Annotated in this window: 18 protein-coding genes and 2 pseudogenes; 7 read left to right on the top strand and 13 right to left on the bottom strand. The window is 58.3% G+C overall.

Annotated elements, in window-relative coordinates; translation table 11 throughout:
* Nucleotides 1–275 precede the first annotated feature (275 nt).
* The 5 genes from ETW23_RS03365 to ETW23_RS03380 form a co-directional block, all read right to left on the bottom strand.
* Entirely contained in the window at nucleotides 276–911 is a 636-nt protein-coding gene (locus ETW23_RS03365; RefSeq protein WP_167738067.1) for a tyrosine-type recombinase/integrase, read from the bottom strand.
* Nucleotides 912–1081: 170 nt separating this feature from the next.
* Nucleotides 1082–1396, bottom strand: a complete 315-nt coding sequence (locus ETW23_RS25015; RefSeq protein ID WP_167738068.1) for a hypothetical protein — start codon at nucleotides 1394–1396, stop codon at nucleotides 1082–1084.
* 181 nt (nucleotides 1397–1577) lie between these two features.
* Nucleotides 1578–3239, bottom strand: coding sequence for a hypothetical protein (locus tag ETW23_RS03370; RefSeq protein ID WP_134829114.1), 1662 nt, complete (start codon nucleotides 3237–3239; stop codon nucleotides 1578–1580).
* On the bottom strand, nucleotides 3236–5098 hold the full coding sequence (locus tag ETW23_RS03375) for a site-specific integrase (protein ID WP_134829115.1): 1863 nt from the start codon (nucleotides 5096–5098) through the stop codon (nucleotides 3236–3238). Before ETW23_RS03375 ends, ETW23_RS03370 begins: the two co-directional genes overlap by 4 nt.
* Nucleotides 5099–5311: 213 nt before the next feature.
* Entirely contained in the window at nucleotides 5312–5827 is a 516-nt protein-coding gene (locus ETW23_RS03380; protein WP_134829116.1) for a hypothetical protein, read from the bottom strand.
* Between the two features lie 1036 nt (nucleotides 5828–6863).
* On the opposite strand from ETW23_RS03380, the gene ETW23_RS03385 reads away from it, so the two are divergent.
* Both ETW23_RS03385 and ETW23_RS03390 read left to right on the top strand, forming a co-directional pair.
* Nucleotides 6864–7517, top strand: coding sequence for a cytochrome c biogenesis CcdA family protein (locus ETW23_RS03385; RefSeq protein ID WP_134829117.1), 654 nt, complete (start codon nucleotides 6864–6866; stop codon nucleotides 7515–7517).
* 705 nt (nucleotides 7518–8222) lie between these two features.
* Nucleotides 8223–8888, top strand: coding sequence for a L,D-transpeptidase (locus ETW23_RS03390; protein WP_134829118.1), 666 nt, complete (start codon nucleotides 8223–8225; stop codon nucleotides 8886–8888).
* A 22-nt stretch (nucleotides 8889–8910) separates the two neighbouring features.
* Here ETW23_RS03390 and ETW23_RS25685 read toward each other — a convergent pair whose 3' ends face one another.
* Entirely contained in the window at nucleotides 8911–9150 is a 240-nt protein-coding gene (locus tag ETW23_RS25685; RefSeq protein WP_245596825.1) for a hypothetical protein, read from the bottom strand.
* A gap of 229 nt (nucleotides 9151–9379) precedes the next feature.
* On the opposite strand from ETW23_RS25685, the pseudogene ETW23_RS03400 reads away from it, so the two are divergent.
* Both ETW23_RS03400 and ETW23_RS03405 read left to right on the top strand, forming a co-directional pair.
* Nucleotides 9380–11730, top strand: a pseudogene (locus ETW23_RS03400) (heavy metal translocating P-type ATPase).
* Nucleotides 11731–11793: 63 nt separating this feature from the next.
* The gene (locus ETW23_RS03405) at nucleotides 11794–12303 is read left to right on the top strand and encodes a murein L,D-transpeptidase family protein (RefSeq protein WP_134829119.1); all 510 of its coding nucleotides are present in this window, start codon (nucleotides 11794–11796) and stop codon (nucleotides 12301–12303) included.
* Between the two features lie 223 nt (nucleotides 12304–12526).
* On the opposite strand, the gene ETW23_RS03410 is transcribed toward ETW23_RS03405, so the two are convergent.
* Genes ETW23_RS03410 through ETW23_RS03440 form a run of 7 tightly spaced genes read right to left on the bottom strand, consistent with a single transcriptional unit; the run spans nucleotide 12527 to nucleotide 17147 of the window.
* Nucleotides 12527–12982: a DUF411 domain-containing protein gene (locus ETW23_RS03410; protein WP_134829120.1), complete on the bottom strand. Its 456-nt coding sequence runs from the start codon at nucleotides 12980–12982 to the stop codon at nucleotides 12527–12529.
* 2 nt (nucleotides 12983–12984) lie between these two features.
* A complete protein-coding gene (locus ETW23_RS03415) occupies nucleotides 12985–14358 on the bottom strand; it encodes a M23 family metallopeptidase (protein WP_134829121.1) in 1374 nt (457 codons plus the stop codon).
* Nucleotides 14355–14981, bottom strand: a complete 627-nt coding sequence (locus ETW23_RS03420; RefSeq protein WP_134829122.1) for an SCO family protein — start codon at nucleotides 14979–14981, stop codon at nucleotides 14355–14357. The genes ETW23_RS03415 and ETW23_RS03420 overlap by 4 nt, the downstream gene beginning before the upstream one ends.
* Nucleotides 14981–15445: a copper chaperone PCu(A)C gene (locus tag ETW23_RS03425; protein WP_134829123.1), complete on the bottom strand. Its 465-nt coding sequence runs from the start codon at nucleotides 15443–15445 to the stop codon at nucleotides 14981–14983. Before ETW23_RS03425 ends, ETW23_RS03420 begins: the two co-directional genes overlap by 1 nt.
* 27 nt (nucleotides 15446–15472) lie before the next feature.
* Nucleotides 15473–16132, bottom strand: a complete 660-nt coding sequence (locus tag ETW23_RS03430; RefSeq protein ID WP_134829124.1) for a thioredoxin domain-containing protein — start codon at nucleotides 16130–16132, stop codon at nucleotides 15473–15475.
* Complete coding sequence (locus ETW23_RS03435) at nucleotides 16129–16554, bottom strand: disulfide bond formation protein B (protein ID WP_134829125.1); 426 nt, start codon at nucleotides 16552–16554, stop codon at nucleotides 16129–16131. Before ETW23_RS03435 ends, ETW23_RS03430 begins: the two co-directional genes overlap by 4 nt.
* Nucleotides 16551–17147 carry an SCO family protein gene (locus ETW23_RS03440; RefSeq protein WP_134829126.1) on the bottom strand — a complete coding sequence of 199 codons (597 nt, stop codon included), beginning with the start codon at nucleotides 17145–17147 and terminating at the stop codon, nucleotides 16551–16553. The genes ETW23_RS03435 and ETW23_RS03440 overlap by 4 nt, the downstream gene beginning before the upstream one ends.
* Nucleotides 17148–17322: 175 nt before the next feature.
* Here ETW23_RS03440 and ETW23_RS03445 point away from each other — a divergent pair, with 175 nt between their 5' ends.
* The 3 genes and pseudogenes from ETW23_RS03445 (at nucleotide 17323) to ETW23_RS03455 (ending at nucleotide 19665) form a co-directional block, all read left to right on the top strand.
* Complete coding sequence (locus ETW23_RS03445; protein ID WP_027236534.1) at nucleotides 17323–17751, top strand: helix-turn-helix domain-containing protein; 429 nt, start codon at nucleotides 17323–17325, stop codon at nucleotides 17749–17751.
* Between the two features lie 237 nt (nucleotides 17752–17988).
* Complete coding sequence (locus ETW23_RS03450; protein WP_134829127.1) at nucleotides 17989–18759, top strand: transglutaminase family protein; 771 nt, start codon at nucleotides 17989–17991, stop codon at nucleotides 18757–18759.
* Nucleotides 18749–19665: pseudogene (locus ETW23_RS03455) on the top strand (cation diffusion facilitator family transporter). Before ETW23_RS03450 ends, ETW23_RS03455 begins: the two are co-directional and overlap by 11 nt.
* The last annotated feature ends 240 nt before the right edge of the window (nucleotides 19666–19905 follow it).

The following is a 19905-nucleotide window of genomic DNA, read 5'->3' on the forward strand; positions in this document are numbered from 1 at the left end:
AAACAAGCCAAGATGCAGGAAATATTGAAAAACCCAAGGTCTTCCCATCAATCTACGGACGCTTGCTGATGACGTCAGAAGTTAGTGAAGGAGGGCACTTGCGGTGAAGCAACGGCGCGGCCGCAAGCGCGCCCGGGGCTATCGAACGCCAATGCCCGAGGCCACACAACCCAGCCAGCGCTGCCTCTGGATTTTCTGGCGGACATTGCTGTCAGTACAGGAGGCATTGCATCTCCCTGCGCCGTGTTTGCCTGCAAATCTAAAAGAGCAGCCCCCTATTTTTCGGATCTGTCCCTTGGGGACTTTTTCGTGTTCCTGAAGCTGGGCGAGACCGAAATCAGTTCTCCGAACTTCACCGGCTTTCCTGGATCTGCACGAAAATCCCAGCCATGCGCGAACAGTTTGTTACCGAGGTTTTTCGGGGCGAGTTTGCGGTATCTGTTTGCAGTGTCGGACCGGCTCCAGCCGCCCTGATCCAGCAGAGCAGCCCAGTCCCTTGTTTGAGCGTAGAACCAGGTCGCCCAAGTGTGCCTAAGTGTGTAAGGCACGACGTCCTGGCCAAGACCGGCAGCCTTACGAATTTTGCTGAATGCGACGGCCATTTGTCCGCCGCGGTTGTCCCTTAGTATATACGCTTCGCCATTTGGTGCGGGAAATGCGGGCCCGGATCCGGGAATCTCACCAATCAGTTGGACCACCCGTTCGGGCAAAGTAACATAGCGTGCGCGATAAACCGTTTTTGTCCCCGGCAGCCACCATTCCCGTGTCTCTGGATCCCAGCCCGAGGCCGTCAAAGACATGGTTTCTCCTGGTCCCGCACCTGTCCCCAGCATGAAGGCGATTTTTCGCAATGTCTGCTTTTGCCGGTCCCGCAGACCTGCGTCTTCCGGGTTTGCGGCTGCAACAAGCAACCGCTCGGCTTCCTCCGGGCTGAGCCACCGAGTTCGCCGGACGTCGAAAGATTTTTGCCGGCGTTTTCCCTGCGCAAAATTCTGGACGGCTCTGACTGGGACACGGACCTGCCGCCTGAGTGTATCAGGCCGGGCGTTAGGGTAGATAGATTTTGCCGCTTTGGCGATTTCTATCTCGTCGATTTCGTTGGCAAGTCTTGTCTTGCCAAAGTGATGCACGAGTTTTGGTAAAAAGCGTTCTTCCCCCCGGCCTGTACATACAGGTCCGCGGCTTCAGCAAAGGTAACCTTTTTTGTCGAAGCAGACGGAGCAAGTTCCTCCGCCCATGCGTCTCGGTAGATGCCCTCAGCCAACCTGGTGGCCAGAGCCTGCATCTTGATGTCTTTGATGGGCAGGCGTCGGCGGTACCGCTTGCCGCCGACCCTGAAATCCACCGCCCATACTCCAGGTTTCTCCAGCCAGAAGGGATGCCAATTTTCTGCCACGCGGGAGGTTTTCCTCTTTCTTGTTTGTGCCGGAGAAGGCCGTTGAGGCACCTCCCGGAGTAAAGATTGGCTAAATCTCAAAATCCGAAGTGCTTCCGTTAAAAAAAGGCAGCTTCAGACCTTCCTTCAATTTGATAAGCGCCTGTTTTTTGTTTAGGGCGGTGGGGGCAGTGCGATGGGTTCATTCGACTTCGCTGGCAATCTCAACGAGCTTCTCAACCGCCAGAGTGATCCTGAGTTTCGCTGCAAGAACCTCGTACTCCTCCTGGGAGATCAAAGACTTGTGCTGCAGCACGATTGAAACCTTCAAACGGTCTGCGCCTTGTGCAACCAAATGGTCAGCCCAAATGGTTCTCAAAAGGTGGGGAGAGTACCCGACCAGGTTCTGGAAATGCTGCGTCAGCAAACTTCTGGAATGCGGCTGCCCAGTTTTCCAATCGGACCAAAGACATTGCCCCGTTCGCCGCTCGTAAGCCGGCCACAGATGGTCCGGGTCGTCTCCTTGCAGCAAAGCAGCGTCGAGAATTGGCGTGACTTCAGGTGGAAGGCGGAGGGGTTCCGTCAGCATACCTGTCTTTTGTGTTGGCAGGCCGGTGAGACACCAGCCGGTTAACACGCGATGCAACTCATGGCCAAAGCGCAACCGGATAACGTCTGCCCGTCGCAAGGGGTAGAAGCAGAGCAGTACCAGAACGGCTGCCGTATTCGACAGCCGGCTGCGGCTCTTGGCACTTGCGTTCTCAGCTTTAGCAGCCAGGTCTCGCGCCTTCAGGTAAAGGGCCGGAAGCGTAACCGGCTTTTCCGCCAGAATACGTTCCTTGCGCTTGGGTTCTTTCGCAGCTTCCACGTGATAGTCCCGTGCATCGTGCAAAATATCTTGTTTCAGTGAAACATCCTCAACAAACAGCGCCAGCTTTTCCAGAGTGCGGGCGATATAGACAGCGCTCCAGCCGCCACTGCCAGCGCGTTGAGCGAGAAACTGGTTGTTTGCATGATCCGCAAACATGTTCAGCGCTTCCCGATCAAGGCGGAAGGATTGGCCTGACGCGGCAAGCAGATCGTGGACAATGAAGAGTGCTTGCCTTTGCGCATTCTTCGTCCGTTCAGAATAGCGCCGGCCGCGGGAACCGCGTTTTTTCTGACGGGCACTCTCCACCAGTTTTTCGATATCGGCCGGGATGTCACGCCTCGCCTTTCTGACGGGATTGCGCGCTTGCCTGATTGACCTTTGGGTGATGCGGAGAAGCCCGGCGTCGGGGGAACCGGGGAGTAGCATGTCAAGTGCATGCGCCGCATATCCAAGGATTGCGCATTGCCGAAGTTTTGCAGGCGGGTGAAACCAAAATGCCTCGGCAACCCTCTTGGGGTCTTTGGGCAGAGCGCCCTCACGGTCGATGACACGCGCGTAGAGATCGAGTGCCAAGATATGCTGGCGCGTCAGCGAGCCGGCCTCAACAGCCCGCAGGGCCAGTCTCCGAATTTGGTGCGGCATATATGGCTCGGTTGCCATTTCCTCGATGCTGCGGGTGTCGATGAAGTGTTCGCGTATCTGATCACGAAGTGTGGCATTATCTCCTTCGAGGGCGATCCGGGCCAGAGCACTGGCATAGCTGTTCGCAACCGAATAAGAGATTGATGCCCACATTTGTTCCCGGTGCGCGATGAGGGTCTCGAATTCCAGGAAGCCGTGTCCAGATGTCTTGCAATAGCTGACATGGCGCCGTGCGGCATAGATAGTCTGCCTCCGGATTTGCTTGCTTTTGGCGTTGGCAAGCGCGGCCTCCAGTGCGCGCTGCCACTTTTCCGGCCAGCCCTGAGGGGCGTCCTGTTTTTTGCAGCTCACAATCCCAACTCCCTGTAGATGGTTGCGATTTCGTCGGCGGCTTGTTGCATGAGTTTTGCCCGCTCAATGTCGACGTAATTGTTAAGTACGGTATGCTCACTTATTCCGAGCAGTTCCGCGATGAAGTCGGTCTTCACCCCGCGCGCGTAAAGAACCGACCCCGCAAGGTGCCGAACCATATGCGCATCGAGCCGAAGGCCTGCTTCCGCGGTGTAGCGTTGAAACTTGCGCGCCATTGGCTCGCGTGAGATACCTCCGAAAAGCAGGTTCGGATTCCTGTTTTCTCCGCGGACCTTGTGTTCGACCACGCGGTGATGGGCCTCGCGCAGATACCAGCTGATGATCTCCGCTGGATCCACCGTCTTTGACTTGAGCAGCGGCACACCGGAGAACAATCGGTCGTTCTTGACGATGTGTCCGGGGACATGAACCCGGAGAGGGTTCTTTGAAGACGGCTCTGGAAGAACAATGTGCGGAGCCGGACCCGAAGATCTCAGTTTAATCCGTGTCGCCAGACGCAGAGGAAAACGTGTTGTGATTGCGAGATCAACGGCGAGCATGGAAAGGTCGAGCGCGCGGCCCTGCAATTTCGAAAGGCGCCCTTTCCCGGCAACCGGTCCGATTTCATCCCATCGCTGGACCAGTTCTCGGGCTTCGGAAAAAAACCGCCCAGGCATGCCGTAGAAGATTGCTTGCAAAGCGGGGCTGTCGACGAAGGAAAGGGTAGTTTCACGTTTCCACTTTGCCTTCTCATTTTCGGCGTTAGATGGTCTGTTTAGCTCTGAGTGCTCATAAAATGCCGTATCGACCCCGGATCTGTATCCTTGGAATACCGTATCCAGGAACGTCACGACCGCTTTGATCCGGTTTGCCCGTGTTTCCTCATTTGTCGATCGATGCATTGCACCGGCAACATCAAGCTCGACAATGTGATTGAGGAGGGCTGGATCGGCCACGGTATTCCATGGGAATGGCCGCTCCAGGTCGACGAGATTGCCGGCAACCAGGCCGTGGTGAAACCAGTCGATGGCTTGGCGCAGTGATTTGGCTCGGGCTGGGCTGATTTTGTTGCGGGTCGTGATTTCGACATTCTTCGAACCAAGGCGAGCACACCGGTTTCCGGAGAGACGGTCATCGAGGTATCGATCTCGTTCCTCGGCGAATTCAGGGTGAACCGCCGGGGTCTCCCAGTACCCAGCGTAGCGCACATCGGACAAGCTGCCGAACCGTTCCGGCGGCAGAAGCTCGGACGGAATTCTTGCGTCTTCGTGGAACTGGTCTAATTGAGCGGCCGCATCTTTCATTGACCGCACTTGCTCTGACGGCAATTGCACCAGAGCATTTCGCAACCAAGACGGCGTTGCAGTCCGGATTTCGATCCGGTGCTCTCTGCAAAGCCTGTCAAAATTTGTGACCGGAATGATTTCCGCGCCGGAGAGGATCGGCTCCTTGCCGTCCTTGCCTCCGAGCAACTGGAGAAGCCGGCTGCCGCTATCATCCGAGGCTTTCCGCCGCAAATGCATGTCGCGGCGTCCGGAGATGAGGTCAAAGAAACTCTTGGTTTGAGAATGCCACGCATAAAACGACTCGAAGCTGGGAAACTTGCAATTGGGCGGGGTGGATTTCGATTTCAAATAGGGTTCGGCAAGGGTCCTCAATTCATCCGGATCGCAAAGGATTTGCCGATCGGATGCTGTACCGGCCAGCACCCGGTAAACGCGGGTGGCGGTGGTAAGCGATCCGCGAATTTTTTTCCACCTGGAGTCTTTCCAGGGGATTTCGATTTCTCCGGCCTCAACGGCTGCGCGGGCGTCGGAAAGGGTAATTTTGGGCAATGCGGTTGTGTCTTGGTAGGTCACTGTTTTTTCTCCTGCGAGGGCGATGAAAACGACGCTTCATGGAAAAGTGTCGTGCTTCGTCGGGTGAGCGTGATGACGAAAAAAATGCTTGTTGACGGGGTTGTGGACACGGATGACGAAACCAGTCGGGCGGATTTCCGATGTGAACCCGCTTGAGTGTTTTCGTCACTGTCGTGCGGTGATGCGGGGTTTGGGCATTGATGGAACATGTCGTCACATTCCGCCCGGATGACCGGGGGTGAGCAGGCGCAGCCGTTCGAGATCGGAAATTTCCGGCCGGAACAGCCAGCGGTTTCCAAGCTTGAATGCGGCGCGTTTTCCGGCTCGCGCCCGCCGCCGAAAGGTTTCCAGACTGCGGTCCGAAAGACAGGGGTCGAGGAGCTGGAGATCTTCAATACTGAGGAGGGGGGCCGAGAAAATCCTGCGGTCATCGTCAGAACCAAGTGCCCAAGCAGCTTCGGGGTCCGGAATTTTTTCGATTCTAAGGATATCGATCAGATCGAAGCGCGGATGCTCGTCGGCGGGGCCGGAAGATTTCAGTTGGTATTTCTTTCTGAACCTTTCGACGGATGACCGGCTGCATTGCCAGCGCGTTACGAGGTCAAAGATGCTGAACTGGGGCGGAGGGAAGAGTTGTAAGGCCCGTGCGATTTGGCGCAGTTCGCTTGCGCCGGACTTCCTACCCGCTGCTGCCTGCGGGATCTGATCTTTTTGGTCTGGCTGTGACATGCTCTACCTCCGTTCACCGAAGGAGGTGTGTTCATGTCCGCATTCACGGAAGCCGGAGCCGGGACAGTTGCCTTTCGACCGCAGGTGATACGTTTGCAAGAAATCTGATGCCTGCCTTCCCGCCAAACCTGTTCGGTTGGATCTGTAGGCTGGCGGCAGCAAAAACGGCGCTTTTAGAAGCCTTTCCGCTTCCTTGAAGGCGGGTAAAAGTTGACCAAATCTTGCCCAAATCCAGTGCCGCAGAGTGCTATTCTGTGCCATTCCAACAGGTTCCGGCTGTTCCGAAAAAAAACCGGCCTGAGGCAGAATTGGCCTTGTACCCCCGTGACTTGCTGGGCTATACGCGTCGACGGAGACGTGGCCGAGTGGTCGAAGGCGCTCCCCTGCTAAGGGGCATGCACCCAACAGATAACACCTCTAAAACAATCGGAAAAACCAGACTACACGTACCCCTTTGCACGGATTTTGCACAGGTTTGCTCGCAGTAGGCCTACCGCACCCGGTCAGCGGATGTTCCCTGCTGGAAAGCCCCGCTTGCTTGCATCAGTCTGTCCTGATCTTCTCATTTGAGCATGCGGAGCTGCACTGGCTGACCTCATTCATCATCACGTTGGCAGTACGTCAATCACTCCATGAAGGGGAAAGGGCGGTACTTGTTGAGTTCTCTTACTTAATCCAATGACCGGGCTGAAGGTGGCCGGGCCCGAAATAGCTGGCTTGACCGGCACGTGCATTGGGGACGGGGGACGCCGGATAGGCGTGCGACGGAGCTTCTTTTGAAGGACGTGGAAGAGCAAAAAATTAGTACTGGGGTGTGTTTTTCCGAAGCGGGTGATTTTCTGAACCATTGGCGCGGCGATGCTCAATGCGGAACCAGGATCCGGCATTTTTTGATGCGGGCAGACTTCAGGAACGTGCCGACCCGTCGGATGGAAGCTGCCGGGGAGATCAGAAACTAACTTTCACCATCCCTGCCACAACTCACACAGTGCGGAACTTTGCAGCCGTTGCCTTTTCGGGTGTTTGCTGACGCAGCATCCGCTCGCAACCGCGGCACGCTCATCGCAGCTTTCCAGCCACTGCTGGTGATGTCGAAGAGGTCAGCCAGGCTCAGACCCTTTGGCTCAGCCTCTGCTTCGTGCTCGGGTTCTCAACGATATTCATGGCACTCGGGGCTTCGGCAACGGCCCTGGGTCAGGCACTGTTGCGGTGGCGTTATGAACTCAACCTCGTTGGCGGTGGCATCGTGATTCTGTTCGGGCTGTTCATGATCGGCGCGGCGCGGATCGGCGCCATGGAACGGGATCTTCGGTTCCATCTCGACGTCCCCGGCGGCAGGCCGGCCGCGTCCTATGTTCTGGGCCTCGCGTTTGGCTTCGGCTGGACCCCCTGCATTGGCCCAATTCTCGGCGCGATCCTCACCGCCAGTGCGGCGAGCGCCATGGTTGGGCAAGGGGTCTTGCTACTGGCGATTTATTCTGCAGGCCTCGGCGCGCCGTTCCTGATTGTTGCGGGTTTCACCGATCGGCTTGTCGGCCGATTGCGCGGCGCCAGACGGGTCGGGCGCCGCCTGCATCAGGCCGCGGGCGCGGTCATGGTTGTGATGGGACTGGCGATGATGACCGGGCAGCTCACCGCGTTGTCCTACTGGCTGCTGGATGTTTTTCCAGTCCTCGGGCGGATCGGCTAACAGCCAAATGATTGTCAAATTCCTAGCATCGATCCTGGGATCAAACCTGTCTGTTCCACCGCCACGAGCACAAGGCCGGAATCACAGGTGCATTCTATTTGCACAAGCCGGCAGTCGGCCAACCAGTCAATCCTCGCGGTTGGATCCAGCGCATGAACGTTCCGGGCGAGTTGGCCGTAGTCCGCTTCGCCCGTATAAAAAGGGACATCAATGATCAGCTTCCGGTTCATTGACAGACACAATGCAGCGTTCCGGCGCTGGAGGGTCAAGACTTATCCGGTAGGGCACAAGAGCTGCGCCACGTCTATAACGATGGTCTGCGTGTCAATCGGCATGATATCGGGACGCGTCATAGGCACTCAAAACGGCTCTGAACGATTTTGGCACATCTTCCCCGTCTCGAAGGTCAGAATACTTGAACGAGCCGTGACTTGAGCAGCCGATGTTCGCCCTGCCATCGAAGCCGCCGCGTGGCGCAATGGGCCGAAATCTGCCATTCAACTTCGCTGTTAGAAACCTCCATGTGATGAACTGAATAATTTTCCCTACCCACGGAGGCCTTGCCAGGTTGGGACAGTAAGCAAAAATAGCTCGGTCCAGAAATCTACGATGGCCTCGGAAACCCCTTGACCCTTTAGTAGCTGTAGATCTTATCGGAGTGGGGTAGTTTGAAGCTATCAAAGGGCACAGGAGAAAATCTCAGATATGATTACGAGACGCCATTTTGTCGCAAGTTCGTCAGCACTGTTCTCTACTGCAATCGCAGAACCGGTGTGGGCCGGATCTTGGCCGACTGCCACACAGAAGGCAACTTGGGACGCTAAAATCACACCGCCAAACTATGATCCGGCAACGTCTAATCCATGGGGGCTGCACCAACGTTTCCTTCCCACCCGGGTCGTTGCAAACGACGGGTTGGTGCCGGGGGACATCCATGTCGATGCCATTGCGAGATACCTTTACCACATTGAAGAGGGGGGAACTGCCATGCGCTATGGTGTGGCCATAGCCCGTGGCAATTTGTACGAACCTGGCACTTACACCATCCGGCGAAAAGTTGAGTGGCCGCATTGGACGCCTACTCAATCCATGATCGAACGCGACCCGGAGGCCTATTCCCAGTATGCAGATGGGCAGGAACCAGGCCCGAAGAACGCGTTAGGTTCCCGCGCTCTCTATTTGTATGTCGGAAACCGCGATACCTACCTGCGTATTCATGGAACGCCATGGCCGCGTTCGATCGGTGGCAGGGCAAGTTCAGGATGCGTCCGAATGGTGATGGCGCATATCAACGATCTCTACCCAAACGTGGAACCTGGTTCGACGGCCTTTCTATACGAGGCCGAAGACGGCATCACAGCGCAGAGTTGAGGCGGAGGTCTCTTGATCTGTACTATGCCGCCGGTTTCGAACAGATCGGGTTTCCCGCCGTTGTTCTAAGCGGCAGTAACGTGGTTTCAACTGGCCCGCTATGCTCATACCAGTAGCAGCCGTCTTCAGGCAGAAGCCGTGCAGACGCAAGATTTTGTCCCGGAGCCGCGAGATCAACGACGGCGTCAGGCACGTTTCCGACCCGCGTTGCGGCGTTTCCGGAGACACTAGTAGAGGAAGAACATCCTGCCAGAATTAGCATTGTGGCCACGATTGCCGCATTTCGTTTCTGCATCTGAACCTCTGCCGTTTGCTTTTTTGTTTCCCGTCGGCAATCTGGCATACGGTATGTTTCGCCACAAGCCAGAGGTCGGACCCTCGCAATTACGGCGCATTTGAGCGTCTAGCGAAAAAACGGGTTTGACCACTTGAAGCTCTAGGTGCTGTAGGAATTAGGTTCGAAGGATCTCGTCGAATCTGAAGGTCCGCCTATGCCGCTCGAAACCCGCCGTAACGATGACAATAGCACCTGCACGCAGGATCATGAATCTGCCTGCTGCGGCGGTGCTTCAACCTGCGGGGACATTGGTCCGGCAGGCCCGCCGCCTGCCAACGGGCGCAGTTTCCATATCTCCGGACTCGACTGCGCTGAAGAGGTGGCAATTCTGAACCGGGTGGTGGGTCCGAATGTGGGCGGTACCGGACATCTTGCGTTTGATGTGATCAACGGACGCATGACGATCCTTGATACCGCAAGAGCATTATCCAACTCAGAGGTCGCCAGGTTGGTCGCCAGTACCGGGATGAGCGCAAAGCCCTGGGACGCCGAAAACGCAGCGGAGGATCAGGCGGCGCATCTGGCACGTCAATGGCGCTTCACCGCGTTGAGTGGCAGTTTCTGGGCAGCAGGTTTCCTCTACCACATCGTCGAGACCGGTATGAGCGGGGCTATAGGGCTGTTCGCTGGCCATGGGGAGGCACCGATGCCGATGGCCGAAGCCGGGCTCTTCGCTGTTGCGATCCTCTTTGGCGTCTGGCTCGTCGCTCCCAAGGCGTGGTCCTCAGCGCGGCGGCTCTCGCCTGACATGAACCTCCTGATGGTCGTCGCCGTGGCCGGCGCCATCGGCCTCGGCGAATTCTTCGAGGCCGCGACGGTCGCCTTCTTCTTCTCGCTTTCGCTCTATCTCGAGAGCTGGAGCGTCGGCCGTGCGAGGAACGCAGTTTCGGCGCTGCTGGACCTCGCGCCCCCACGGCAAGGGTGCTTTACGACGATGGATCGGAAGCGGACATACCGGCTTCCGCTGTGGCGCTTAATGCAAAATTCATTGTGCGCGGCGGCGACCGCATTCCGCTTGACGGTGAAGTCGTAGGGGGAGCAGGTGCCGTTGATCAGGCCCCCATCACCGGTGAAAGCGCCCTGGTGCCAAAGGAACCGGGCGACGAAGTCTATGCCGGCACCATCAATGGCGAGGGAACGCTCACTGTGCGCGCAACGAAGGCGGCATCGGACACAGTGCTTTCGAAAATCATACGCATGGTTGGCGACGCGCATTCCCGCCGCGCTCCTGTGGAACAGTGGGTGGCGAAGTTCGCGCGGATATACACACCGGTAGTCATGGCACTGGCAATCGCTCTCGCGGTTCTTCCGCCACTTGCTGGCGGCGCATGGGGCTTCTGGTTCTACAATGCTCTGGTGCTCCTGGTCATCGCCTGTCCCTGTGCGCTGGTGATTTCGACGCCTGTCTCGATCGTTGCGGCGCTGGCCTCTTCGGCGCGGGCGGGCGTGCTGATCAAGGGCGGCGCCTATGTCGAGGCACCTGGCCGCACGACGGCGCTGGCCTTGGACAAGACCGGAACGATCACCGAGGGCCGACCGGAGGTTGCGGCAATCCATCCGCTTGGAATGGTGGAGGCGCGGGACCTGCTTGCGCTGGCGTCGTCGCTGGAGATGCGCTCCTCGCACCCGCTAGCGCGCGCTATCCTCGAGCGCGCCGGGCGGGACGCCGTTTCAGTAGCCGCTGCGGAGGATACCCGCACGGTGCCGGGGCGCGGGCTCGAAGGTCGCATGGGTGACCGGCCCGTCTGGCTTGGTTCTGACCGGTTCGCCGCGGAGAAAGGTTTTGGGGATGCCATTCCTGATGAGTTGCGGGACCGGATCGAAGGGGCGGGGGCGACGCTGGTCGCGTTGGGCGACGAGACGGGCGTGTTGGGCGTTCTTGAACTGCGCGACCGGATCAGGCCTGACGCCAAAGGCATCGTCTCTCGATTACACGCACAGGGTGTCAACACCATCGTCATGCTGACTGGCGACAACGAGCGCACGGCGCGCGCGGTAGCAGCCGAAGTCGGCATCGACGAGGTTCGCGCTGAACTGCTGCCAGAAGACAAGGTAACCGCCATCGAGGAACTGGTGGACAGCCATTCGGTTGTTGCCATGATTGGGGACGGCGTAAACGATGCCCCCGCCATGGCGCGGGCGCATTACGGCATCGCCATGGGCGCCGTAGGCTCGGACGCGGCCATCGAGACGGCGGACATCGCGCTGATGACAGATGACATTGCCAAGGTGCCGTGGCTGATTGCCCATTCGCGCCGCACGATGAGCATCATCCGCCAGAATATCGGCCTTTCGTTAGCGACGAAAACCGCCTTTGTCGTGGCGACTGCATTCGGAATGGCCTCGATGTGGGGGGCCATTGCTGCGGACGTGGGTGTGTCGTTGCTGGTGGTGGCCAATGCGCTGCGGCTTCTGAACGCGGACGGCCGCCACAAGTCGCCGCCGGAAGGCGGCGAGCCAGCAGGTGAACAAATGGCGAAGGGCGCTTTGGCACATGGTCATTGATTTGGTGCCGGCCCTTCAACTAGGGTTGTGGTAACAAGCCGTCAATAATGGCACCGAGCAGCGATGATCAACAGAATCCCGAGACGCAGAATTCTACTGGGCGGCATTGCCGTCCTCCTATCCGGCTGTGCAAGCAAGTTCCGTAGTTATACCGGGCCCAAAGTTACCCGTTTGCGGCTCTACAAATCAGAACGTTTGCTTGTTCTGGATGGCGCTGAGGGTGTTTTGCGCACCTACCCGGTCGGGCTGGGGTTTGCACCGGAAGGTCATAAGCAATTTGAGGGGGATGGACGAACACCCGAAGGCGCCTACCTCATTGACCGGCGCAATCCTGACAGTCTGTTCCACCTCTCCATCGGCATCTCTTATCCAAACGAGGCGGACATCGCATTTGCAGCGGCGCAAGACAAGTCTCCGGGTGGTGACATCTTCATACATGGCGGGCCGCGACGGGGCATTGACCCAATGAACAAACGCGACTGGACCGCAGGCTGTATCTCTGTGTCCGACCGCCAGATCGAAGAGGTCTATGCAATGGTGCGGGACGGGACGCCCATCGAAATATATGCATAGACCGCGCTCGACGGCGGGCAGTCACGCAAATGGTGCTTGAATTGCGGCATTTAAGGCCGAGATTGCAAACACCATCACGATCACCTCGCAGGCATCGGTATACTCCGTCCGTAGAAACGAAACCGGTCTGTGATCATCAAGTGATTTGGCTGCAAGGTAGCCTGAACGGCCAGGCGCACAGAGGAATACAGCTCCGTTCTCAGCCCGCGTGCAATCGTGCTGATCAGTTGCCGGGGTAATTGGCGTAGACTTCGGTCGAGCCGTCATTGTTGATAAGGAACACATCGTAAGCCTCTCGCCGGCTGCCCTGATCCATACCAGGCGATCCGAGCGGCATGCCGGGTACGGCAAGACCCACTGCGTCGGGACGCTCGGCAAGGAGCCTGCGAATGTCGGCCGCGGGCACATGCCCCTCAATTACGTAACCCTCGGTGAGACCTGTGTGGCAAGAAACCATGCGCTGCGGCACACCGTTGTCGAGTTTGAACCGCACGAGCAGCCCTGCGAACATGTTTTTTCCGCTTGGAACAAACCCGCTTTCCCCCAGATGTTCCATCCAGGCGAGGCAGCAACCGCAGCCATTGGTCTTTTTAACCTCAATGGGCGTCGATTGGGCCAGCACCTGTGCGGCGGGGAGCAGGGCAAGAGCACATGCCAGGGCGGCGATCGGTCGTTTCATGGTCAAAGCCTTTCATTGGGGTTCGCGGCGATCACGCTGGCAAGCTGCTCCTCCAGCCTGGCGCGTGCCGCCCTCAGGCGTGTAAGCGCCGCTGTGTCCGGTGTCGCGCGTCCGGCGGCCTCGGCGAGCCGGTCATCGGAGAGCGGGTCAGTGGGCCGGCCGTCTACGCGCACCTCGTAATGCAGATTGGGGCCGGTCGCAGTGCCCGTCGCGCCGATCCGGCCGATGGTATCCCCGGCCGACACGCGTTGACCCTCAGCAAGGCCCTCGGGCACGGCGCTGAGATGAGCATAGCGGGTCAGTGTGTCTGCGCCATGGGCGATTTCGACAACACGGCCATAGCCGCCGCGCCATCCAATAAACGCAATACTTCCGGGCGCAGTGGCGCGGACAGGCGTTCCACGCGCTGCAGCAAAGTCCACACCAGTGTGCATGCGGACATTGCCAAAGACCGGGTGTTTGCGGCGGCCGAAGACGGAAGTTAGCCGCGCGCCCTCTACTGGCTGGGAAAAGACACGCAGCACTTCGCCGTCGAGATAGATTGTAGCCTTGCCGGTTCCATCCTCTGGCCAGGCTATTTCATAGAGAGCGTCTCCAAGGTCCAATGCAGCGAACGAAATTTCGGGCTGGCGGACAGCCTTGTTCGCAACCCGCGCCTCGCGCCAGAGAAGGCGCAGCGTCTCGCCACCACTCAGTTCGCGCCGGAAATCCACTGTGCCGCCCAGCATTTGCGCCAGATCGACGGCGAACCGGGCTGGTATCCCGGCATCGTCCAGTGCCCCGAAGATCGAGGTTTCGATCCTGGTCTCGCCAGCAAGGGTCACGATTTCGGGTTCAGGGGCCACAACCCGGGTGGCGAGCTGCTCTCCAAATAATGCCTCGATCCGTATGCCCTCTTCGACAACAAGGGTCACATTGCGAGGGCTTCCATCTGTCGTGGATATGACAGTGATTGCGTGACCGGGGCGCAGTCGGCGGAGATCGTATTCTGCGCCAATCGCAAGGGCGATCTCTGCGCGGTCTGTGGCGGCAAGCCCGGCCTCGGCCAGAACCGCATCAAGCGTCTCACCCGGAGCTATTTTGCGTGACCATGTGATGAGTGGCGGTTCTATGGCAGTCAGCGGAGCATCGTTCCTTACCACGGCCGGAAGGAACGGCGGACGAAAGTCCGGCGCACTTCCAGGCCGCGTGCGGGCAAGCCTGTAAGAGGGGCCTTCCACAAACCGAGGCGGCGTGAGGGGCGCAGGTTCCCAAACGCCAGCTTCGGCAAGGGTCGGCAGTACAGGCTCTGTTGAGTAGGAGGTGGCGACCACTGCGACCGCCGCCGAAACCCCGCCCGCGGCCGCCAGCCCGGTGATCAGGCACTTCATCCTCATGTCGCTCCCCCGGGCTTCTCTTTCATTGCGCGCCGGATTTTCGGAACTGCGAATTCTCTCGGTTCGTGATAGTCGACAGTGCTGACGAAGCGCCCCTCGGCGTCGAACAGGAAGACGCTCGCCGTATGGTTCATCGTATATCCCCCATCCTCGCCCGCTACCTTTTCATAGGTCGCGCGGAAACCCTCGATTGCACGCTTGATCTCCGCTTCTGGACCGGTCCAGCCGCGGATCGCCGAATGGAAGTAGCCGACATACTCTGCCATAGCGTCGACAGTGTCGCGCTCGGGATCTACCGTGATAAAGATGGTGTTCAGCCGCTCGGCGTCCTCGCCCATCATGTCCAGCCAGCTTGAGATGTCCGAGAGCGTCGTGGGGCAGACGTCAGGACAGTAGGTGAAGCCGAAGAATATCATCGACGGGCGCCCGACAAGCGTATCAGGGCCGACAGGCTGCCCTTTGTGGTCAGTCAGGCGGAAGTCCATCGCCGTAAGCGGCAAGGGCCGCTGGCCCATGGGCTCTGGTGCGCCGGGGCCGTCCACACGCCACCAGCCCAGCAAGAGTGTCAGGCCAATCGCACCAAATGCCGCCGCGCCATATCCGAGAGCTGAACGCCGCCGCATCAGTTTCCCGGGCCGCGCGCTGCGATGCCAAGAACCGGCACGTTGACCGTTACCCAGCCACCGTCCGAAAAAACAAGCGAAAGCGGAAAAGTCTCCCCTTCCTTCATCGGGCGCTGAAGTTTCATCAGCATGGCATGCAGATCGCCGGGCTCCAGCGCGACGGTCTCTCCTGCCGCAATAGACACGTCACCCGCGGGAGCCATTGAACTGACGCCTTGTTCGTTCGTCGAACTCCGATGAATTTCAGGCATCATGGCAATATCAGTCTTGATACCTGTCAGTGTGACCGGCTCATCGCCTTCGTTCACTATCTCCATGTAGGCAGCTCCGGGACGGCTGGTGCCGATAGATGCCCGCGACCAGGCATTCTCGACGCTTACTTGGCCGGAACCGGCCAGCGCGGCGGAGGCGGCGCCGAATGGCAGCACGAGTGCTGCAAAGCCCGCATGAAGTACCAGTTTCATTTCGCCAGTTTCCTTTCAGATTGTCACTCAGCTATTGGTTGCCGCGACTTCGGCTGCGACCAGCGCGCGCAATTCTGCCTCGCCGAAAGTAGCGAGCGGCTTGCCGTTCACAAAGAAGGTCGGCGTCTGGCGCACACCCACGGCTTCGACATCGGCACGGTCCTGATTGAGGATGCCTACAATATCCGGCAGGCGCATTTGCGTCCGCGCGGCTTCTGCGTCGAGACCTGCGACCGCAGCGATATTGAGGATGAGGCCCGGCTCGGGCGCACCGTGGGACGCCCAGCGGGGCTGATCCCGCAGTATCGCTTCCAGAACTTTCTCAAAGACCCCCTGTATGCGCGCAGCTTCGAGGACCTGGATCGCTTCTTCCGAAGCTTCCCCGTGAAACGGTGTGTAGCGGATCACCACACGCACTGTATCGCCATGTTCGGCCATAATATCCTTCACGACCGGGTAGAAAGCTCGGCAGGCTTCGCACGCAGGATCGAAGAACTCCACGATCGTCACTGGGGCGTCCTCGGCACCGAGAACCGGCGAATAGGGCCGGATCAAAGCGTCGGCAATCTCCGGGGTGACTGAAGTGGCCTCCCCAATAGGCTCTGATCGCGTTGCATACCAAGAGGCGCCAGAAAAGGCCGCAACTGCGAGAGCAGAAACGGAAAGGATCAATGAGCGGCGGTTCATTCGGTATTTTCCTTCAAAGAAGCGGCTGACAGGGCAGCGGTGAGGGCAAAGGCCAGGAACGAGAGCAGCGGGATTGGCACGCTGAGGACAAGCTGGCCTTGGTCTGTGCAGGACGGACCTGCCGCAGTACAGGGCTGGATGCGTTCGGGAATGAGCCCCCAGAAAAGGCCGAGATGCCACAATGCGATGGCTCCGCCGGCGAGAGAAAGCGCGACACCGTAGCGGCCGGCCCTCCTGTCCCGCCACCAGAGCCCGCAACCCAGCACAACCGCCAGCGGGAACATGAATGCCCGTTGAAACCAGCAGAGGACACAAGGCGTCTGCCCCAGAACCTCGCCAATGAACAGAACGGCAAGTGAGGAAACTAGTGCGACGATCCACGCGGCTGCGAGCGCCGCATCGGATGTGAGCCTGAGTGTCATAAGGAAATCCTCTCTCTCAGATCGGATAGGATTTCCTCAGCCTGCGTGCCATAAGGCCACGCCGTGACATAGCCACCTTCAGGATCGAAGAGGAACAGCTGTGAGGAATGCCCCATCGTGTAGCCTTCGGGGGCCGCGGCCTCCTCAATTTTTTCGTAAAAGATGTGAAAGCTCTTCGCTGTCCGGTCGATCTGGTCCGGGGTCCCCGTGAGACCGATGATGCCGGCCTCAAAGCGCGGTACGAAATCTGCGAGCGTCATTGGTGTATCGCGCTCGGGGTCGATCGAGATGAAGAGCGGCTGGATCCGCCCGGCGTCCGGACCTAGGCCTTCCATCACAGCGGCGACCTCAGCGAGAGTCGTCGGGCAGACATCGGGGCAGTTCGCGAAGCCAAAAAAGACTAGCATCCACCGCCCGGCGAAGTCTTCCTGCGTCCGTGTTATTCCTTGATGGTCCGTGAGTTCGAAGGCCGCACGGAAAGCCGACTGCGTCTCACGTGCCTGATCCGCACGATAATCCGCCCAAAGCAAAAGCCAAATTAGCGCAACAGCCGCCAGCGCCCAGAGAACTTTCCGAAGGAGTTTAAGCTTCAAAGCAAGCAGCCCGTTTCTGATTCTACGTATTTTTTGCGCGTCTACACCCTGCAGCTACTAGAGGTTCAACCGTTTTTTTTCAGGAGAGGGACTTTGTCGCGTGTCTGTGAATTGAGTTGTGGCCAGTGCCAGACCCAATTAAACCTACCAGAACTGTAGCGTCCTGGGGGTGCGTATGCTCACGATTGGCAGTTTGGGAAAGAAGACTGGCACCAAAGTCCAGACCATCCGCTACTATGAACAGATTGGCCTGATGCCCGAACCAGGCAGGACCGAAGGCGGTCAGCGGCGCTATGGTGAAGCCGAGCTTGATCGCCTATCCTTCATCCGTCACGCGCGCCAGCTCGGCTTTTCTCTGGATGCAATCCGGGAACTACTCGATCTGAGCGACCATCCGGAACGGTCCTGCGACGAAGCCGATGCTATAGCACGGCGGCAGTTGAAGCAGGTGTATCAGCGGATCGCCAGACTTGAGGCGCTGCGCACTGAGCTAGAACGCATGGTGCATGAATGCAGTGGCGGCAAGACATCTGATTGCCGGGTCCTTGAGGTGCTCCGTGATCATGCCGAATGTCTGACGGAGCACGACGAAATCGGCGCATGAGTGCAGCTCTCAACTATCCGGGGCGTTGTGCTTTTAAGCACTGACATGCCTTCTTTCGAAGGCAGCCGCTGCGAGCACGAAGTCTGGAGGCTCACAGCCTGCAAAAGGAGTGGACCACATAACAGCTTAAAGGCAAGTGATCCTGACAATCCTGGATAGCGATTGCAGGATTAGGGCTTGAAGCTACAGTTACTGTAGCGGTTACACCCCTTCTTGCAAGATTCGAGGAGAAATGCAGTGTATCCGGCAGATCCGCTTCTTAAGCCTACGAGGCTATTGGACTTTGACCATCCGTCAATTGCCAGGCTAATAACGAACCGCGGGTGGAAGGAACTGGCCCAGCATGAGCAAATCGGCGCGGTGTACGGCTTCGTCCGCAACGAGATTGCCTTTAGTTACAACCACGCGGATGACATCCCAGCCTCCAGGGTTCTCACCGACGGCTACGGCCAGTGCAACACCAAGGGCACACTGCTCATGGCGCTTTTACGCGGAGTGGGTGTGCGGTGCCGACTGCATGGCTTCACGATCCACAAGGCGCTGCAGCGGGGCGTGGTACCAGAGATCGTTTATCCAATTGCTCCAGACGAGATCTTGCATTCATGGGTGGAGGCCGAGACAGAGGAAGGTTGGGTCAATCTCGAGGGTTTCATCCTTGACGAGGCATTCTTAGGGACGCTCCAGGCCGCCTTTTCCGGTGCCGAAAGCCTATGCGGCTATGGTGCCGGAACCAATTGTTTGAGCGCGCCACCAGTCGATTGGACAGGTGGAGACACTTACATTCAGAAAACTGGTATTGCCCGGGATTTTGGAACTTTCGGCACGCCGGACGAATTCTACCGGGACCACCGGCAGGCGTTCGGAATTTTGCGTGACTGGCTCTATCGCAAAGTTATCCGCCACTGGATGAATGCTCGTGTCCGCGCAATACGGTCCGGGCACGTGCCGCACATCCCGGGACTGGGCCTAGTGAACCACCGCCACGAGAAAAACCAAGATGCCGCATGATCATGGCCATGCTCATATCGATCCTGCTTCTGGAGACCGTCGGATTTCCATCGCGATCTGGGCGAATGCCCTTCTGACCATCGCTCAAGTCGTCGGCGGAATTTTCGCGGGCAGCCTCGCTTTGATCGCGGACGCGCTGCACAACTTTTCAGATATGGCATCTCTCCTCATCGCGTTTGCCGCGCGCAAGATCGCCCGGCGGCCCGCCGACGAGCGTATGACTTTCGGCTACGGCCGGATCGAGATTGTCGCTGCGCTGGTCAACTACACAACGCTCATACTGGTTGGTGTCTATCTCATCTACGAGGGGGGCATGCGGATGATAGACCCCCCGAGGTTGCGGGCTGGACTGTCGTAATCCTCGGCGGCATTGCGCTAGTGGTGGACACGTTAACCGCATTGCTCACTTACTCGATGCAGAAAGGCAGTGTTAACATTCGAGCACTCTTCCTGCACAACCTTTCTGATGCGCTGGCTTCAGTCGCCGTAATTATCGGTGGCTCGCTCATCATTCTCTATGACATGAAGTGGGTTGATCCTGCGATCACAATTGGTATCGCGCTTTACATTCTCTACCTCGCTGTGACCGAGATCGGCCGCCCAATCCGGACGCTGATGCTGGGCAGCCCGCCGGACATAGACGGCAAGGGGGTCGTGGAAGTGATCCGGAGCGTGGACGGTGTTGCCGATGTTCATCACGTGCATCTTTGGCAAATGCAGGAACACGAGGTCGCGCTCGATTGCCATGTGGTAGTCGAAGAGGGATGCCTTGCCAATGCTGAGCAGATCAAGTCGGATATCAAATCGTCTCTCGCAAAACACTATGGCATCCGCTATTCCGTTCTGGAGTTTGAGGCATCCGCCAACATGCACACCGGCGCGGAGTTGTTTGGACATGGTTCATGACAGTCGATGCAAGGCACACCGGTTCCAGCGGAAGCCTTGGAAAGCGTCTCATGCCGAGGAAGATTGGATGCCTCTTGCCGGTAGACAATAGATCTCCTCGTCTCCCGGCAATAAATCACTCACGGATGCTTCCAGCCTGCAGATTGATAGGGGTAAAACCGGAAGGCAATCGCGCGGGCAGCTGTATTGCTGTGCTGAAAGCCCGCCTAAATTAGCCGCACTCGTCATGGGCAGCACGAT

The organism is Leisingera sp. NJS201, assembly GCF_004535885.1.
GTDB lineage: Bacteria > Pseudomonadota > Alphaproteobacteria > Rhodobacterales > Rhodobacteraceae > Leisingera.

Excerpts from the sequence above, each read along its gene's own strand:
- ETW23_RS03380 (WP_134829116.1), bottom strand. The coding sequence starts at position 5,827 with ATGTCACAGCCAGACCAAAAAGATCAGATCCCGCAGGCAGCAGCGGGT.
- ETW23_RS03390 (WP_134829118.1), top strand. The coding sequence starts at position 8,223 with ATGATTACGAGACGCCATTTTGTCGCAAGTTCGTCAGCACTGTTCTCT.
- ETW23_RS25685 (WP_245596825.1), bottom strand. The coding sequence starts at position 9,150 with ATGCTAATTCTGGCAGGATGTTCTTCCTCTACTAGTGTCTCCGGAAAC.
- ETW23_RS03405 (WP_134829119.1), top strand. The coding sequence starts at position 11,794 with ATGATCAACAGAATCCCGAGACGCAGAATTCTACTGGGCGGCATTGCC.
- ETW23_RS03410 (WP_134829120.1), bottom strand. The coding sequence starts at position 12,982 with ATGAAACGACCGATCGCCGCCCTGGCATGTGCTCTTGCCCTGCTCCCC.
- ETW23_RS03415 (WP_134829121.1), bottom strand. The coding sequence starts at position 14,358 with ATGAGGATGAAGTGCCTGATCACCGGGCTGGCGGCCGCGGGCGGGGTT.
- ETW23_RS03420 (WP_134829122.1), bottom strand. The coding sequence starts at position 14,981 with ATGCGGCGGCGTTCAGCTCTCGGATATGGCGCGGCGGCATTTGGTGCG.
- ETW23_RS03425 (WP_134829123.1), bottom strand. The coding sequence starts at position 15,445 with ATGAAACTGGTACTTCATGCGGGCTTTGCAGCACTCGTGCTGCCATTC.
- ETW23_RS03430 (WP_134829124.1), bottom strand. The coding sequence starts at position 16,132 with ATGAACCGCCGCTCATTGATCCTTTCCGTTTCTGCTCTCGCAGTTGCG.
- ETW23_RS03435 (WP_134829125.1), bottom strand. The coding sequence starts at position 16,554 with ATGACACTCAGGCTCACATCCGATGCGGCGCTCGCAGCCGCGTGGATC.
- ETW23_RS03445 (WP_027236534.1), top strand. The coding sequence starts at position 17,323 with ATGCTCACGATTGGCAGTTTGGGAAAGAAGACTGGCACCAAAGTCCAG.